The organism is Paenibacillus solisilvae (assembly GCF_042656405.1).
Classification (GTDB): domain Bacteria; phylum Bacillota; class Bacilli; order Paenibacillales; family Paenibacillaceae; genus Paenibacillus_Z; species Paenibacillus_Z solisilvae.
On record NZ_JBHSOW010000105.1, the window covers coordinates 18,877 to 33,490 of the forward strand.

Genomic DNA, 14,614 nt, shown 5'->3' on the forward strand with positions numbered 1-14,614 from the left:
CTAACAAAATAAACCATCCTTTGTCAGCTTGCTCTAGATCAAGCTAACAAAATAAACCATCCTTTGTCAGCTTGCTCTTTAGCAAGCTGATTTTTATTTGCAATTCGTTTACAATAGGTATGTCTGTACAAACGTGTTTAGAGAGGATATAAGAGCATGCAACTCATGATTCGCGGCGGGCAATTAGTTTTACCGGATCGCACGGCTGTAGGAAATCTGTGGATCAGGAACGGATTAATTAGCCGGATTGAACTTGATGCCACTGCCAATAACAGCTCCAGTAAGCTTAATGACGATGAAACAGAAACGGTTACGATAGATGCATCAGGTAAATATGTGCTGCCAGGGCTTATTGATCTGCATTGCGATGCCATTGAGAAAGAGGTTCAGCCAAGACCTGGCACACTGTTCCCGCTTGATATGGCGTTCATGGAATTTGAGCGCAAGCTGCCTCTGCACGGCATTACGTCCATGTATCATTCCTTGTCTCTAGGTGTAGGATTGAGTCTGCGCGGGGATCATATTCTCACACAGCTAGTCGAGCTGATCCGTCAATACCGCTGTAAAAGGTCTATGGTGCACAGCCTGATTCATCTGCGGTATGAGGTTTCACATTTGGCGGGTTATCCGATCGTCGAGCAGTATGTCCGTGAGGGGATTATCGATTACTTATCTCTAATGGATCATTCTCCAGGCCAAGGGCAATATCGCGAGGAAGGCTCTTTTGAGCGTTATGTTATGAAAAATCAGGGCGTTGACGTGTACGAAGTGAAAGCCATTGTTGATGAATTGAACGAGCGAAGAGCGCAGGTGGATTGGGAGAAGCTGCATAAGCTTGGAGAACTGGCGGCTGCCCGAGGGATTGCCGTCTCCTCGCATGATGATGATTCACCGAAGAGAGCGGAGCAGTCCAGACAGCTGGGCAGTACAATAAGCGAATTCCCGATTACGCTTGAAACGGCTCAATATGCAGCGGAGCAGGGCATGTATGTATGCGTGGGAGCGCCGAATGTCGTGCGCGGCGGTTCCCACGATCGAAATTTGCGTGCAGCGGATGCAATCACCGCCGGAGCCGCTCATATTTTATGCTCGGATTACCATCCATCCTCACTGTTAACCGCTATTTTCAAGCTGTCGGATGAAGGGATCTTACCCTTGTGGCAGGCAGCGGCAATGGCCTCTCTGAATGCGGCAAAGGCTGCTCGAATAGACCATTATTGCGGTTCCCTCACGGAGGGTAAAGCCGCGGATCTCATTATCGTTGACCGGTATGAGCAGCATCCATGGGTGAAGCATACTTTAGTGAACGGGAAAATCGTCTATACAAGTGACACCATTTAACTTGGACTAGGCGGAGCTGATTCAGCATCTTGGAGATGATTATAAAGTGTCTCCACCATTTTATTATGTTCGGTTGCTTCACTGCTTTTCCAGATCATTTCGAACAAAACGCCAAGACCGGGAAGTGCCCGCTCATCGTTGCCGATCGAACTTTCAATTACATCGGTGAGCTCTTCACCTGACTTGCCCTGTACGCGACGGACGATTGCTTGCCTCAAATCAAGATTGTTCAACCGGACCCCTCCATCATCACTCGATTTCGGACTTAATATAACCCGGAGCGATTCTTTTCATGCTGGAGCTTGCTTTCGGCTCCGCCTTTGAACTGTGGTATAATAAGTCAAAGTAGCGTTATTATCCATGTGTAAAGGGTGTGCAAACGTGGCGAAAAAGCAGTATGCAGTCATTGGGATGGGCCGCTTTGGTTCAAGCGTGGCTAGTTCCCTGTCGAATCTGGGCTTCGAGGTTCTAGCCATCGATTCGAGTGAGCAGAAAATTCAAGAGGTTGTCGGTTCTGTCACACATGCGGTTTCAGCTGACACCACGGACGAAGAAGCGCTGCGGGCACTGGGAATACGCAATTTTGACGTCGTCGTCGTTGCGATTGGCGCTGACATTCAAGCCAGTATTTTGACAACGCTGATCCTGAAGGATTTAGGTGTGCCGAAGCTGATCGTAAAAGCTCAAAATGAACTTCATGGTAAAGTGCTGAACAAGATAGGTGCGGATAAAGTTGTTTATCCGGAGCGTGATATGGGGATGCGTGTAGCCCATCATTTAATATCTCCGAATATCCTTGATTATATTGAGCTCTCAGACGATTACAGCATTGTGGAGATGAAGGCTCCGGGACCAACGATTGGGAAGAATCTCAAGCAGCTCGATATAAGGGCCAAATATAAATGCAACGTATTGGCGATCAAGACCAACGATCAGATGAATATTTCTCCTTATGCGGAAGATGTGATCAAAGAAAACGATATCTTAGTTATTGTGGGCAAAAATGCTGATCTGGCAAACCTTGAAATTGTCTACGCGGAAGGCTGAAGCTAAACGTGAGTAAATCGATATTAAGTCTTACATCTTTACAAAATGATACTGTAAAAGCAATGGCTGCGCTTCTGGAGAAGAAGCACCGGGACCGGACGGGACAGTTTCTGATTGAGGGCGTGCATCTGGTTCAGGAAGCTTTGCTTGCCGGTGCAGATGTGCAAACCATCGTATTTGATGCTGAGCGCGGTATTCCTGCGGAGCTGAAGAAGCTGCTTCAGAATGCGGACTGTACTCTGATCGAGGCGACTACCGGCATCATGGCCAAATGTACAGGAACGGATTCGCCGCCGCCTGTATTTGGCGTTGTAGCCAAATCACGCTACGAAGAAGCAGCTGCCTTGTTCAAAGCGCAATCACTTGTCGTTGTGCTGGATGGTGTCCGTGATCCCGGTAATGTTGGAACGATTATCCGAAGCGCTGACGCTGTAGGTGCTGATGCTGTTGTACTTGGCCGGGGCAGCGTTGATCTATACAACCCCAAGACAGTCCGCTCGACGATGGGGTCGCTTTTTCATCTGCCGATCATCGAAGCAGACTTGGCCGAGCTGCTGCCGGAAGCGAAGAAGCAGGGCATTCGACTTGTCGGGACAAGCCTGCAGGCATCGGCAACCTGCTACGGCTATGACTGGAGCGGGCCTACATGGCTGCTGCTCGGGAATGAATCGAATGGATTATCCTCGTATTCCCTGGAGATGGTGGATGAGAACGTAATCATTCCGATGCATGGGCAGTCGGAATCGTTGAATGTGGCGATGGCTGGCACAGTGCTTCTGTATGAGGCGCTGCGGCAGCGGAAATATGCGTAATAGATCAACTTATCTGTGGTGTGAGCTGTAATTCATTTACGTAATACAAATTGTTGCGATCATTAGCGTTGTAAGAGCCTACTACGATACTTTTATGCCCGCAATCAATGGAACCAAGCGTGTGGGAATTGTCACTAGGCGAAGCGAATTTGGATTGGCTATTCGGCTGGAGTATGTTAGGATCATCTCGCTCGATCCAAGCATGAAATTTGCCGTTCGTTACTCTTGTCGCATGAAGGCTCATAGTCCAGATCCCCGCAGATAAGCCTGACTCAAGGAAAACACCGATCAAATTATCGTGGTTAATTGGATCGTGTTTGCGATAGGCACGAACATGATGACACTTTCGATGTCCTCATCATACATAGGCTCAAAGCCATGATGAGCAGGATGGAAAACGCCCACAAATCCTCTTTTGTTTATGCTGCAGAAGAGGAGCCACTTCAATAGCAACGAAAATCGCTCCTGCAGCAAATATGCCGAATATAGCCCACATAACGATTCTCACTCCTTCTTTTCAAGCTCTGTAATGAACGAATTCGTTTCCGTACCCGTAAGTCTGGTTATTATATCGACTTCGACTCGAATCGGCAGTTTGGCAAACTCCTCGCTAGTCTTCCATTTTTTTTCAATATCTCGAGTCGGCTCGATGAATCGCCTTCGCAAAAACCGAAAATATCGGAGTTAAAGTCTTTTTGTACTTTGCGAATCGTCTAATCGATGATGGCCTAGACTCTATGTTCGAATTCCTTTTCCTCCATTTATTACCTTTCCTTTTACAACGCCCCTGGAATCGTACACATCCATACTTATGTTTCCTTTCCGGTCTTCCTTGATCTTATTATTCATATCCCGACTGTCCGGCTGGCGATCCCAACATAACGATGATACCGAATAATCCGAAAGATGCGGCCAATCCCATGAATGCGAAACGCAGCAGCCGAGTCGATATCCCAATCTCTATACTTGGGAAAAAGAAAACTGGAAATCGCTGTCATGGATATGACGGTCACCATCGCCGCCGATACAAGTTCGGCTCCAAGCACCAGTGCGCCGATAATGGAAATTGAGGTGCCAATCGCTTTGGGCATGCGAACGCTCTTCGTGCAGCAGTTCAAAGGTAATTTCCATAAAAAGCGCTTCGATAAAGGCTGGGAAGGGAATGCCTTGCACGTCCATCGTCCATATAGATAAGCACCGCAAGAATTCCGCTACTACCGAGAGTAACCTCTTTGATCAGTAGATCGGAGCTGCCACCCATCTGGGATTTGATCAAGCACGGGTATTGATGAGCGGCCAGAGGCAGTGGCGCCTTTTAGATTTGAAGCACCGCTTACCCCTTTCCCTAGCCGCCAAGCATGCAGGCGTGACCCTCACATTAAAGCAACTCATCGCCGCAGGGGAACCATAATCAAACGTTATGAGGTATTGCTCATCGAAGGCGCAGGTGGCGTTGGAGTAACGTTGTCAGAGGATTTTCTTGTGATTGACTTGATCTCGGAGCTTCGCATACGACCCTGGTCGTATCTCGTTCCGGTCTGGGAACGTTAAATCACTCGCTACTCACAGTATCAGACGCCCCAATCATAAATCACGACCACATGACGCTGACCGTTTTGAGGTAGTTATCGCACTTCCGCTCGCATCGCTAACACAAACAAACCAAGTGACATTATCGGGCATAGCGATGATAAAAAACGGGAAGATGACAGGCACTCTCACTGGTGGACAAGCCAAGGACGTTCTTATGCTCACGAATCAATTTAAATCAGGTGTTTTGCAAGTTCCTTGCGAAAAGGTTGGCAATAATAAGAAGCATATGATTGAATCGATTGAGGTACAAACAATCAAGACGAAGTCAAAATCAATTCTTAATTCAGGTAAGCTCAAAGTGAAAGTTGACGTCAAAATGAGTGGAAACATAAGTGAGTTAAAATGCTCAAAGTTGGAGACTCGCGAAGATGAAGTGAAATTTATGAGGAATGTGGAGCAGTATATGGAGAAACACCTTATGAAAACTATTCATCTCACTCAAAGAGAAAAAATCGATTTATTGGGTATTGGCAATATGCTCTACCGTGATCATACAAAGATATGGAAAAAATGGAAAAGTGATTGGGACAAACGCTATTCGGAAGCAGATTTTGAGGTTCGGGTTTCTGTCAAAATTACAAATTCCTTGACGACTGTGGAAAAACCCTTATATGCCAAGTAGGAGGAGGGATAATATGCTTGAAAAAATAATTGTCTTGTCAATGATGTATATCCTTGTACTCAGTACCGACTTCCGAACGCTATTCAATAGCAGGCCTCGCGCAAAAATAATCTACTTCGGGATGATGATCTTCACGCTTTATTTCAGCATTGATTATCTCGTTGAACCTGAGTTTCCAGATTTGGATACGCTTGCCGATGCCGTATTGACTAAACCGGCCAGGATGATCGTCGAGTTTTTGAAAGTGAAATCGACATGAATAACCGGGAAACGATCAGCATTACTCAAATGGCGTTCATATACTTCGCTTATATAACCGGTTCGGCCATGATCGTCATACCAGGCCCTCTCGTTAAGATGTCACTAAACGCGTCATGGTTGTCGATTTTAATATCACTTGTCATCGGTTTGGTGTTGTTGTACATTTTTTTTTATTTGCAAACTCTTTATCCGGGATTAACCTTTATAGCATTCAGTCGCAAAATTATCGGGAAGTGGCCGACCGTGATCATCGCTTGCTTGATACTTACTATGGCGTTCCATATGGCGGTCGGTATTTTTATTGACGTCGCAGCCTTTATGAACAGTATGATGTTGCCAGAAACGCCGATGTACGTGTTCACGGGAATGCTGTATGTTCTTGCCGCATTATTGTTGCGCGGAGGAATCGAATCTATAGCTCGGATGTTTTCAATATTAATTGTGGTGATCATGGTTTTCTGGGCGATCGTCTTGATTCTATTGATTCCGGATTACCATCCGGAGTTTTTGCGTCCGGTTTTTCCGGAAGGCATCAAACCGATGCTGTTAGGCTCTTATTTGACATTTGGCTTTCCTTATGGCGAAGTGGTACTGTTTATGATCATGCTGCCTTTCGCACGGGCCAAACAATCAAAACCACTCAAAAAGGCTTTGGTTTGGGCAATGTTAGCGAATGGAACTGTTCTGGTACTTTCTACCATTTGCACGATTATGGAACTCGGACCCATCGCCGTGGAAAAAAATACTCGCTGTTCGTTCTCGCACAATTGGTTGAAGTCAGCGATAGTATAGAGCGAATCGAAGCTATTATCGGAATGGCCATGATTGCGGGGTCTCTCATGAAGGCGACGATAACATTGTTTGTTATTCAAGTTATCCTGACGGAGTTGTTCGGTCTCTCCAACGATCGTTTACTGTCAAATCCTATATGTCTGACAGCCCAATTGATGGCGCTGACTTTACCGGCAACGATGAAAGAATGGGAGGAGATCGTTACGATTGTCCACCCGCTCTGGGTCGCGATGGTCTATGTACTTCCGCTGCTGCTCGTCGCGTCGGTGGCTTTTTGTAAAGAGAGATTTGGAAAGGTGCAATCTTAAAATCAAGCCCTTCAAGACCGGTCCATGATGGACCTGAATTTGAGGAAGTGCTGGCCCATTAATATACTGCATTTTTTGACATATACTGTACGGTGGGTTCTAATGATTAGGGTATCCACTGGCAGCATCAAGACCATCGAAGAAGGTATTTTCTACATAGTGCCTGAACTAACTGGTGGGGACTTTGATTCTCGATTCCCGAAACGGTGAGCTTTTACTGGATTTTCATCCACGAAGTGATGAAGAAATACCTTATCTATTCTGACGACGAGCAATGATGTCATCATATTGTCATTCTGACACGCCGACCCGCTGATTATTGGCGCGTCCGCGTGTCATTTTCTTGCTGAAAGCTCCAGTCCGGAGAAATACGCCATCGTGAATGTGCGGAACTGGGACGCTGCTTGTGAAAGATAACGGCCTTCCGGCCAATAAAGAGCGATTGAGCGGTGGCAGTAGGGTTCCTCCAAAGGGATGGTCACGACGGAAGGCCCGGTCGAGCCTCCCCAAGTTATGGCGGGCAGGAAGGCGACGCCCTGGCCTGCCCGGATGAGGCCGCGGACTGTAGCGGGGTCGTCGCTCTCAAATTGGATGCGCGGCAAGAAGCCCGCCAGCCGGCAGAAAGCGTCTGTCGTTTCGCGGAGAGACTTGTCCGGCGGAAGACTGATGAAGTCTTCATCCTTCAACTCTTCCAGACAGACGCTCGAACGTCCGGCCAGCCGATGCTCCGCAGGAACGGCGACGACGATGTCCTCCCGCAGCAGCGTGACAGCTTCCATCCCGGGGGGACAATTAGCCCCATCGGATAAACAAAGGTCAAAGTCCGGCCGGCTGCCTAAAGCAGAAGCGTGCTGCAGCAGATGAAACTGAGTATTCGGCCACTGCTTTCGGTATTCGGCCAGCAGCCCCGGGAGCAGATGGGAGGAAACCCGGACGTCGAGCGAGATAAACGGCGGGTCGATCCGGACGGAATCCTGCAGCATCCGTTTGCCGTCTTCAAGTGCTCGGAGCGCGATATCGACCTTCTCGAGAAACTGCTTCCCGTTTTCATTCAACAGAATGGTTTTGTTCTGCCTCACGAACAGCTTCGTACCGAGCTCCTCCTCCAAGGCTGCGATCATTTTGCTTAATGCCGGCTGTGAGATGCGAAGAGCAAGGGCTGCTTTGGTCATATGCTGCATCCGGGCTGCCGTTTGAAAATAGATTAACTGAAGCAATTGCACAACTATTCCCGCTTTCTATTGGATCATAACTAAAAGGTTATGTAATCGATGTATAAATATATATTATTACTTATCGATAAATAAAGCTATAATGACCGTAACACCTATAGACGGGAGATTGTTACAGTGATTATTGATATTTCATCAGGCAAAGTGAAGGGCATTGAAGTGAACGGCGTCCATGTGTTCCGGGGTATTCCTTATGCCGCACCTCCCATTGGCAGACTCAGATTCAAGCCGCCTGAACCGCCGAGGCCATGGGCAGGCGTGCGGCTCTGTGACAGCTTCGGGCCGATCTCGCCGCAGAAGCAGAACGCGCAGGAATTCTTTCCTCATCAAGTTCAATCCGAGGATTGCTTAAGCCTGAATGTTTCGACAAGCGGGACAGGCCGACTGAAGCCGGTTACGGTCTATATTCACGGGGGGAGGCTTCACGGCTGGAACAGGGGCGGAATACGAGGGTATCCGGTATGCATCAGAGAACGGTATCGTCTATGTCTCTTTGAATTACCGGCTTGGCACCTTGGGATTTCTATACTTGGGCGATCTGCTGGGCAGCGGCTATGAGACGTCGGGCAATTGCGGCATCCTGGATATCGTCGCAGCGCTAAACTGGGTACAGATGAATATTGAAGCGTTCGGCGGTGATCCGCGTCGTGTCACGGTCATCGGAAATTCTGCCGGAGCAAAATGCACAGCTGCGCTCTATGCCATCCCGGAGGCCGATGGCTTGTTCAGCGGCGCGGTCGCGCAAAGCGGCGCAACGCAGGCCATCCGTAGTCAGGATACAGCCGGCGAGACCGCCCGGAAGCTTCTGCATCATCTCGGCCTGCAGGGTAAGGAGGCAAGCCGTATACTCGACCTGCCGGTAGAGCGGATCATGGAAGCTCAAATCAAGGCAGGACCGGATCTTTCGAGCAATCTTCATATGTTCGGCCCGGTGGCTGACGACATCATCATTCCGAGGGACCCGCTTGCCTATGTGAGAAGCCGGGCGAATCTGCCCGCGCTCTTATTAGGCACCAATGAAGACGAGGCGGAGATCTTTATTCGTAACGAACCGGATCTTCACGTTCCCAACCTGGAGGCGGTGGGCAGGCTGTTCGGCCTAAACGGACCAATCGTCTGGTCTGTCTATCAAAGCTATGCTTCTAAGATACAACCGCAGGAGGCATGGAAAAAGGCGTTGACCGAGCATATCTATACGATCGGCACCATTCAGTTCGCGAATGCTGCGGCTGATTCAGGCGCAGCGGTGTGGATGTACCGGCTGACCTACGGTGGGCCGTGCGGTGCTGTACATGGCTACGAGAACGGGCTTATTAACCAAGCAAGCGATGAATACGGACTCGTGGCTGCGCTGGACGATCCCTATCATGTGACGGCTGAAGGCCGGTTATTAGGCCGCAGGATGCGTGCATCTTGGATGGCGTTTATGCACAGCGGCGACCCTAATGTTCCTGAGCTGCCGCATTGGCCGAATTATGATGGGGAGCGTTCGACAATGACGCTGGATCTGGAATGCCGCACCCGCACCGATCTTCCTGTTCCTGCCGGAGAGGGCTGTCCTCATCAGGTTTGGAGAGCAGGCTCATGACGATACTCGGGATCATGCTGGTTATGACCGCTCTTGGGCTGCTGCTTGGCTTCGTTGGAGCGGGAGGCTCCGGCTTTATCATAGCCATTCTAACCGTCGTCTTCGGCTATCCCATTCATACGGCGCTCGGGACAGCGCTGGCTGCGATGTTCTTCTCTTCCCTATCGGGTTCCATCAGCCATTACCGGGAGGGGAACATGATACTTAAGGCGGGAGCGGCTGTCGGTTTGGCGGGAGCGGCAGGCGCTTGGATCAGTTCCGGCTGGTCCTCGCTTATTCCGGCCGACCGGCTTGGCTGGATGACATCGGGCATGCTGTTCTTGTCCGGTCTTGCTCTGTGGTTCAAGATGGCATCCGCTGCCCGAGGGAAAGAGGCGGTGACCATACCTGTCGCAGGCGGTTGGCGGTTCTGGTTGTATGCTTTATTGATCGGAGTCGTGACCGGTGCCTTATCCGGTCTGTTCGGGATCGGTTCCACACCTTTCATCCAGCTGGGTCTTATGCTGGTGCTCCGAATGCCGCTGCGTTATGCTGCCGGTACAACGATGATGGTTATTATTCCGATTGCACTTGCAGGCGGTGCAGGTTATTATTCCGTCGGCTATCTCGACGTCCACCTGCTGGCTGTCGTTGTCGCCGGAACGATGTGCGGCTCCTTCCTGGGAGCCAAGTTCACGAAAAGAGTACCGGCTCTCCTGTTGAAAACCTGCATGGTTATAACGCCGATGCTAGGGGCGGCCATACTGCTGCTGTAAGTTTATGAAGAGCCGAGGGGATGAAACGCGGCTGGGTTCTTCCTGCGTTCGGGATCTCTACGAGGCGGCTCGAGTCAACGGAAATGTAAGACTTGATAAATGGAATGAAAGCTGACGTGAAAATTGCTTTGAGAGGCAATTTTCACGTCGGCTTTTTACCGCTAACTATTATAAAAATGGATGCGCTTCACCAGATGCAGATAAGGAATCTTTCAGCGTTATTTCCTCTTCTGTATTCGTACAGCCATATATTCATTTCCCGGTATATCGATTCTAAATGTTCCTTGATGATAACCGGTGTCTTCTATCGTCACATTCCATGTATCTATGATTTCCACCTTGTAAACATGCTCGTCATCCCCGTAATAATAAAGGCGGTAATTGCTGTCGTTATAGAGCGGAAGATCCGGAACAGCGCATGCGTGCTGCGAGGCTTTCTTTAATCCTGCCCAGCGTGGCGTTTCATTCAAGACCTGGGATAAGAACGACAATCTTGCTGCACTTTCCCCAAGGAGCTCGCCGCCGTGCGACCACCAAAGTATGCTTTCGGTATGCTCAAAGGGTCATAAAAGCCTTTTACGGTTATGCCTTGAATCTCATAATCAACAAAAGGGTTTTTGTCCGAAAAGCCCGAAGCTTTCACTTCGAATACATCCCATTTTTCAATTGTCCGATTCATAATGAATCTCCTCTGCGATTTTTTTATTCTCTGAATAACTAAACAGCTAAACAATTGATAGCCAAATGATGAATTTCATGATAAATTTAGCATTGGAATGCCGGATCTTCAATGAAATTTAGTGATATTTCGAATTAAATTAGGTATTTTATAGAAAATTTAGTTAAGTTTATTAATTTGTTTAGTTGGTGGAAGAGGCGGTTAACGGACTGCTAAACGTAACAATTTCTCTTTTCTCTTCCCGATTGAACCTGTTTGATATAAAATTAACCTAAATAAACCGATGGACTGCCCCCCTGTATTGGCTGCACGCATAGGCAGGACTACATGATAAGGAGATTAAAACGATGAGAAAATACAAACTGCTCCAGCTCATACAAGAAGCCGGTGTCGTCGCCGTCATTCGCGGCCGCTCTGCCGAGGAAGCGGTGCGCTTGTCCCGCAAAGCAATCGAGGGCGGGATCCGCGTCATCGAAATTACACTGACGGTACCTGGCGCCCTGCGGGCGATCGAGACGCTTGCCGGTGAATACCAATGGGAAAACCCGAGTGCGGAGAACTATGCAGTTATCGGTGCCGGAACGGTGCTCGATGCCGAGACGGCCCGGGCCGCCATATTAGCCGGCTCAGCATTTATCGTCTCACCTTCGCTGAATCAAGGGACGGTACAGCTGTGCAACCGGTACCGGGTGCCGATTATGCCCGGCGTCATGACGATCCAGGAGATGACTTCCGCGCTTGAGCTCGGTGTGGATGTTATGAAGCTTTTCCCGGGCAACTTATATTCGCCGTCGATGATTCCGACTGTGCATGGACCGCTGCCGCAAGTGAATCTGATGCCAACAGGCGGCGTCAACCTTGAAAACCTGAAGGAGTGGGTCAAGGCGGGCGCATTCGCCGTCGGCATAGGCTCAGATCTGACAAAGGATGCGGTTAGTCAAGGGAACGACGAGCTTGTGGCAGTGAAAGCGAGGCAGTATGTCCGTGCCTTTGAGGATGCGAAAGCGGGAAGCTAACCGACTGTCCTTAATTAAGGATCCGACGCGATGAGCGAGCATTGCAGCGGGAGGGTTATGCCGAATCGGGGAGATGGCAGGTGATGTGAGCTGCTCCTCCCTAACCGCGCTCCAACCGGCATATCCGTCTAGAGCGGCTTGTAATATCTATAAAAACTGTACATTTGCCTTGAGAAAATTCATACCCTTACTTGCCTCCGGGGACTACAATCATGTTGTGCGTTATATCGAGACATGGGAGGACTTAATCGATGCTGGAGTATGTGAACGCAGAGAACAAAAGCTGGCTTGATGAGGTTTGGGGCAAGCTGCAGACGAAGATGACCGCTGAATGCGGCCGAATCGGAGACCGAATTCCGTATGTGCCGGTGGACGGCGTTTATTAAGGAAGACAAGGGCGAAACAGACATCTACTGGTGGACGAACGGCTTCTGGCCCGGCATGCTGTGGCAGATGTACCATGCGACCCGGCAGGAGAACTACAAGACTGCTGCTGTGGGAGTTGAACAGCGGCTGGACAAGGCGTTCGAAGGATTCGACGGGCTTCATCACGATGTGGGCTTCATGTGGCTGCACAGCGCGGTTGCCAATTACCGCCTTACTGGTGACGAACGGGCGAAGACAAGAGGCCTTCATGCCGCCAACCTGCTGGCTGGCCGCTATAATCCGCGCGGCAAATTCATTCGCGCCTGGAATGACGATTGTACAGGCTGGATTATCGTTGACAGCATGATGAACATTCCGATTCTATACTGGGCAAGTGAAACGACGAATGATCCAAGGTTCGCCTATATCGCCAAGGATCATGCGGACACCGTTCTGGCTAACGTGGTTCGCGATGACGGTTCCTGCAATCATATCGCCATTCTGAATCCGGAAAACGGCGAGTTGATGGAAGCGCCGGGCGGGCAGGGTTATGAGGCCGGCTCCTCGTGGTCGAGAGGACAAGCGTGGGCGCTGTATGGTTTTGCCCTGAGCTACCGTTATACGAAGGATTCCCGTTACCTGGATGCCGCCAAAAAAATTGCGAATTATTTTATTGCGAACGTTGCATCCACCGATTTCGTTCCGCTTGTGGACTTCCGTTCGCCGGCTGAGCCTGTCAAGTGGGATACGACGGCTGGCGTTTGCGCGGCCTGCGGCATGCTTGAGATCGCGGAAGCTGCCGGTGAATTGGAACGGCCTTTGTATTTGAATGCCGCCATTGCTGTTTTACAGGCAACGGACCGGCGTTTCTGCAACTGGAATCCGGAGGAGGATTCCATCGTGGCGGGCGGAACGGAAGCTTATTTTTGCCGTCCGGGCGGAGACGATGTACCCATTATTTATGGGGATTATTTCTTCATCGAGGCCGTTTTGCGCTTGAAAGGCGAATCGTTCATGATTTGGTAAAGCGGCGAATCAGTGAATCAGGATCAGGCCGTTTCGGCCTCAACCAGTGATGATAGGCGGGAGGAACGCCAGTGTGGAAAGCGGATGATTTATTAAGCCGGCTGTATGAGGAGGCGCTTCAGGGGCATCGTGCGGCTGGGCGCTCTCAAAGCCGGGAAAGCAGAAAATCAGATTTGACCCATGCGCTCAAGGCGGCGATCGGCCATTTCGAGCCGAATCAGCACCATGTGCCGATTCGGCTCGAGAGGGTCGAATGCGACGGCTACATCAGAGAACGCGTTGAGCTTTCGGCGACGCCGGGGCTTTCTTTTGCGGCATATGTGCTGATTCCCGCAGGCGGATCTTCCGGTCTTCCCGGCGTTTTGGCGTTGCACGGACATGGCTACGGCAGCCGGGAAATCGTCGGTCTGCTGCCGGACGGCTCGCCCGACCACGGGAAGCCTGGCATCCATCAGCATTTTGCCGTCCAGCTTGTGAAGCGCGGCATGGTCGTGATCGCGCCGGACGTTGTCGGTTTCGGAGAACGGAGACTGGATGCCGATCTGTTGAAGAACCCCGATACGCCTAGCTCCTGCTTTCGGCTATCCACGCAGCTGATGATGCTCGGAAAGACGCTGACCGGTCTGCGCGTCGCCGAAGCGGTGCGGGCGCTCGAATATTTAGTTTCGCGGCCCGAGGTGGATGCAGGGCGGATCGGCACGATGGGCTTCTCCGGCGGCGGACTGATCTCGTATGCGGCTGCGGCGCTGGATGAACAGATCAAGGCGGTTGTGCTGACCGGGTTTACGAATACGTTTAAGGACAGCATATTTGCCGTTAACCACTGCATCGACAATTACACGCCGGGCCTGCTCACGCATGCCGAGCTTCCCGAGCTGATCGGGCTCATCGCGCCGCGTCCGCTGTTTCTGGAGTCCGGGAAGAATGATCGGATCTTTCCGGAAGAGGGCTTCAAGCAAGCGGCTGCGAAGATTCAGGCGATATACGAGCTTGAAGGCGTACCGGAAAAGCTCCAGACCGATCTGTTTCCTGGCAAGCATGAGATTAGCGGCCGGATCGCCTATGACTGGCTGATGCGAACGCTCGGTTGATTCATCCATGCTTATTGCAACCTGACTTAATCATCCTCCACAATAAGGAAAGGAATCTTTGATCGGAGACACGTTTACGGACAGC

General features: G+C 50.2%; 19 protein-coding genes and 1 pseudogene. 15 read left to right on the top strand and 5 right to left on the bottom strand.

From position 1 onward, the window contains the following. Positions 1–156: 156 nt before the first annotated feature. On the top strand, positions 157–1,341 hold the full coding sequence (locus ACFPYJ_RS27355; RefSeq protein ID WP_379191407.1) for an alpha-D-ribose 1-methylphosphonate 5-triphosphate diphosphatase: 1,185 nt from the start codon (positions 157–159) through the stop codon (positions 1,339–1,341). On the opposite strand, the gene sspI is transcribed toward ACFPYJ_RS27355, so the two are convergent. Then, positions 1,338–1,574: a small acid-soluble spore protein SspI gene (gene sspI, locus ACFPYJ_RS27360; protein WP_379191408.1), complete on the bottom strand. Its 237-nt coding sequence runs from the start codon at positions 1,572–1,574 to the stop codon at positions 1,338–1,340. The genes ACFPYJ_RS27355 and sspI overlap by 4 nt on opposite strands. Positions 1,575–1,722: 148 nt before the next feature. Between sspI and ACFPYJ_RS27365 the strand changes: the two genes are divergently transcribed. Both ACFPYJ_RS27365 and ACFPYJ_RS27370 read left to right on the top strand, forming a co-directional pair. Further along, entirely contained in the window at positions 1,723–2,388 is a 666-nt protein-coding gene (locus tag ACFPYJ_RS27365; protein ID WP_379191409.1) for a potassium channel family protein, read from the top strand. Positions 2,389–2,396: 8 nt separating this feature from the next. Further along, the gene (locus ACFPYJ_RS27370) at positions 2,397–3,200 is read left to right on the top strand and encodes a TrmH family RNA methyltransferase (protein WP_379191410.1); all 804 of its coding nucleotides are present in this window, start codon (positions 2,397–2,399) and stop codon (positions 3,198–3,200) included. A gap of 874 nt (positions 3,201–4,074) precedes the next feature. Here the strand turns inward: ACFPYJ_RS27370 and ACFPYJ_RS27375 are convergent. After that, positions 4,075–4,370, bottom strand: a pseudogene (locus tag ACFPYJ_RS27375) (spore germination protein); the annotation flags it as partial. Positions 4,371–4,505: 135 nt separating this feature from the next. Between ACFPYJ_RS27375 and ACFPYJ_RS27380 the strand changes: the two are divergent. From ACFPYJ_RS27380 to ACFPYJ_RS27400, 5 genes are all read left to right on the top strand, one after another. Further along, entirely contained in the window at positions 4,506–4,751 is a 246-nt protein-coding gene (locus ACFPYJ_RS27380) for a dethiobiotin synthase (protein WP_379191411.1), read from the top strand. A gap of 136 nt (positions 4,752–4,887) precedes the next feature. Next, entirely contained in the window at positions 4,888–5,415 is a 528-nt protein-coding gene (locus tag ACFPYJ_RS27385) for a Ger(x)C family spore germination C-terminal domain-containing protein (RefSeq protein WP_379191412.1), read from the top strand. 13 nt (positions 5,416–5,428) lie between these two features. Beyond that, positions 5,429–5,674, top strand: coding sequence for a hypothetical protein (locus ACFPYJ_RS27390; RefSeq protein WP_379191413.1), 246 nt, complete (start codon positions 5,429–5,431; stop codon positions 5,672–5,674). Then, complete coding sequence (locus ACFPYJ_RS27395) at positions 5,671–6,468, top strand: GerAB/ArcD/ProY family transporter (RefSeq protein WP_379191414.1); 798 nt, start codon at positions 5,671–5,673, stop codon at positions 6,466–6,468. Before ACFPYJ_RS27390 ends, ACFPYJ_RS27395 begins: the two co-directional genes overlap by 4 nt. Then, on the top strand, positions 6,444–6,776 hold the full coding sequence (locus tag ACFPYJ_RS27400) for a GerAB/ArcD/ProY family transporter (RefSeq protein WP_379191416.1): 333 nt from the start codon (positions 6,444–6,446) through the stop codon (positions 6,774–6,776). The genes ACFPYJ_RS27395 and ACFPYJ_RS27400 overlap by 25 nt, the downstream gene beginning before the upstream one ends. Positions 6,777–7,111: 335 nt before the next feature. On the opposite strand, the gene ACFPYJ_RS27405 is transcribed toward ACFPYJ_RS27400, so the two are convergent. Continuing rightward, positions 7,112–7,999 (bottom strand): LysR substrate-binding domain-containing protein, encoded by an 888-nt coding sequence (locus ACFPYJ_RS27405; RefSeq protein ID WP_379191417.1) that lies wholly within the window; start codon positions 7,997–7,999, stop codon positions 7,112–7,114. Between the two features lie 126 nt (positions 8,000–8,125). On the opposite strand from ACFPYJ_RS27405, the gene ACFPYJ_RS27410 reads away from it, so the two are divergent. From ACFPYJ_RS27410 to ACFPYJ_RS27420, 3 genes are read left to right on the top strand one after another with little or no spacing between them, the layout of a single operon-like run. Then, positions 8,126–8,566 carry a carboxylesterase family protein gene (locus tag ACFPYJ_RS27410; protein ID WP_379191418.1) on the top strand — a complete coding sequence of 147 codons (441 nt, stop codon included), beginning with the start codon at positions 8,126–8,128 and terminating at the stop codon, positions 8,564–8,566. Beyond that, positions 8,463–9,596, top strand: a complete 1,134-nt coding sequence (locus ACFPYJ_RS27415) for a carboxylesterase family protein (protein WP_379191428.1) — start codon at positions 8,463–8,465, stop codon at positions 9,594–9,596. Before ACFPYJ_RS27410 ends, ACFPYJ_RS27415 begins: the two co-directional genes overlap by 104 nt. Then, complete coding sequence (locus tag ACFPYJ_RS27420) at positions 9,593–10,351, top strand: sulfite exporter TauE/SafE family protein (protein WP_379191419.1); 759 nt, start codon at positions 9,593–9,595, stop codon at positions 10,349–10,351. Before ACFPYJ_RS27415 ends, ACFPYJ_RS27420 begins: the two co-directional genes overlap by 4 nt. A gap of 218 nt (positions 10,352–10,569) precedes the next feature. Here the strand turns inward: ACFPYJ_RS27420 and ACFPYJ_RS27425 are convergent, their stop codons facing one another. Then, entirely contained in the window at positions 10,570–10,842 is a 273-nt protein-coding gene (locus ACFPYJ_RS27425; protein ID WP_379191420.1) for a DUF5605 domain-containing protein, read from the bottom strand. Then, positions 10,818–11,030, bottom strand: a complete 213-nt coding sequence (locus tag ACFPYJ_RS27430) for a hypothetical protein (protein ID WP_379191421.1) — start codon at positions 11,028–11,030, stop codon at positions 10,818–10,820. The genes ACFPYJ_RS27425 and ACFPYJ_RS27430 overlap by 25 nt, the downstream gene beginning before the upstream one ends. Positions 11,031–11,377: 347 nt before the next feature. Between ACFPYJ_RS27430 and ACFPYJ_RS27435 the strand changes: the two genes are divergently transcribed. The 4 genes from ACFPYJ_RS27435 to ACFPYJ_RS27450 all read left to right on the top strand — a co-directional run bounded on the left by ACFPYJ_RS27435 (position 11,378) and on the right by ACFPYJ_RS27450 (position 14,529). Then, positions 11,378–12,046 carry a bifunctional 2-keto-4-hydroxyglutarate aldolase/2-keto-3-deoxy-6-phosphogluconate aldolase gene (locus ACFPYJ_RS27435; protein WP_379191422.1) on the top strand — a complete coding sequence of 223 codons (669 nt, stop codon included), beginning with the start codon at positions 11,378–11,380 and terminating at the stop codon, positions 12,044–12,046. A gap of 251 nt (positions 12,047–12,297) precedes the next feature. Next, complete coding sequence (locus tag ACFPYJ_RS27440; RefSeq protein ID WP_379191423.1) at positions 12,298–12,432, top strand: hypothetical protein; 135 nt, start codon at positions 12,298–12,300, stop codon at positions 12,430–12,432. Continuing rightward, a complete protein-coding gene (locus tag ACFPYJ_RS27445) occupies positions 12,407–13,438 on the top strand; it encodes a glycoside hydrolase family 88 protein (protein WP_379191424.1) in 1,032 nt (343 codons plus the stop codon). Before ACFPYJ_RS27440 ends, ACFPYJ_RS27445 begins: the two co-directional genes overlap by 26 nt. Before the next feature lie 71 nt (positions 13,439–13,509). Further along, entirely contained in the window at positions 13,510–14,529 is a 1,020-nt protein-coding gene (locus tag ACFPYJ_RS27450; protein WP_379191425.1) for a dienelactone hydrolase family protein, read from the top strand. The last annotated feature ends 85 nt before the right edge of the window (positions 14,530–14,614 follow it).

Excerpts from the sequence above, each read along its gene's own strand:
- ACFPYJ_RS27430 (WP_379191421.1), bottom strand. The coding sequence starts at position 11,030 with ATGAATCGGACAATTGAAAAATGGGATGTATTCGAAGTGAAAGCTTCG.
- ACFPYJ_RS27395 (WP_379191414.1), top strand. The coding sequence starts at position 5,671 with ATGAATAACCGGGAAACGATCAGCATTACTCAAATGGCGTTCATATAC.
- ACFPYJ_RS27390 (WP_379191413.1), top strand. The coding sequence starts at position 5,429 with ATGCTTGAAAAAATAATTGTCTTGTCAATGATGTATATCCTTGTACTC.
- ACFPYJ_RS27445 (WP_379191424.1), top strand. The coding sequence starts at position 12,407 with ATGTGCCGGTGGACGGCGTTTATTAAGGAAGACAAGGGCGAAACAGAC.
- ACFPYJ_RS27440 (WP_379191423.1), top strand. The coding sequence starts at position 12,298 with ATGCTGGAGTATGTGAACGCAGAGAACAAAAGCTGGCTTGATGAGGTT.
- ACFPYJ_RS27420 (WP_379191419.1), top strand. The coding sequence starts at position 9,593 with ATGACGATACTCGGGATCATGCTGGTTATGACCGCTCTTGGGCTGCTG.
- ACFPYJ_RS27355 (WP_379191407.1), top strand. The coding sequence starts at position 157 with ATGCAACTCATGATTCGCGGCGGGCAATTAGTTTTACCGGATCGCACG.
- ACFPYJ_RS27385 (WP_379191412.1), top strand. The coding sequence starts at position 4,888 with ATGATAAAAAACGGGAAGATGACAGGCACTCTCACTGGTGGACAAGCC.
- ACFPYJ_RS27435 (WP_379191422.1), top strand. The coding sequence starts at position 11,378 with ATGAGAAAATACAAACTGCTCCAGCTCATACAAGAAGCCGGTGTCGTC.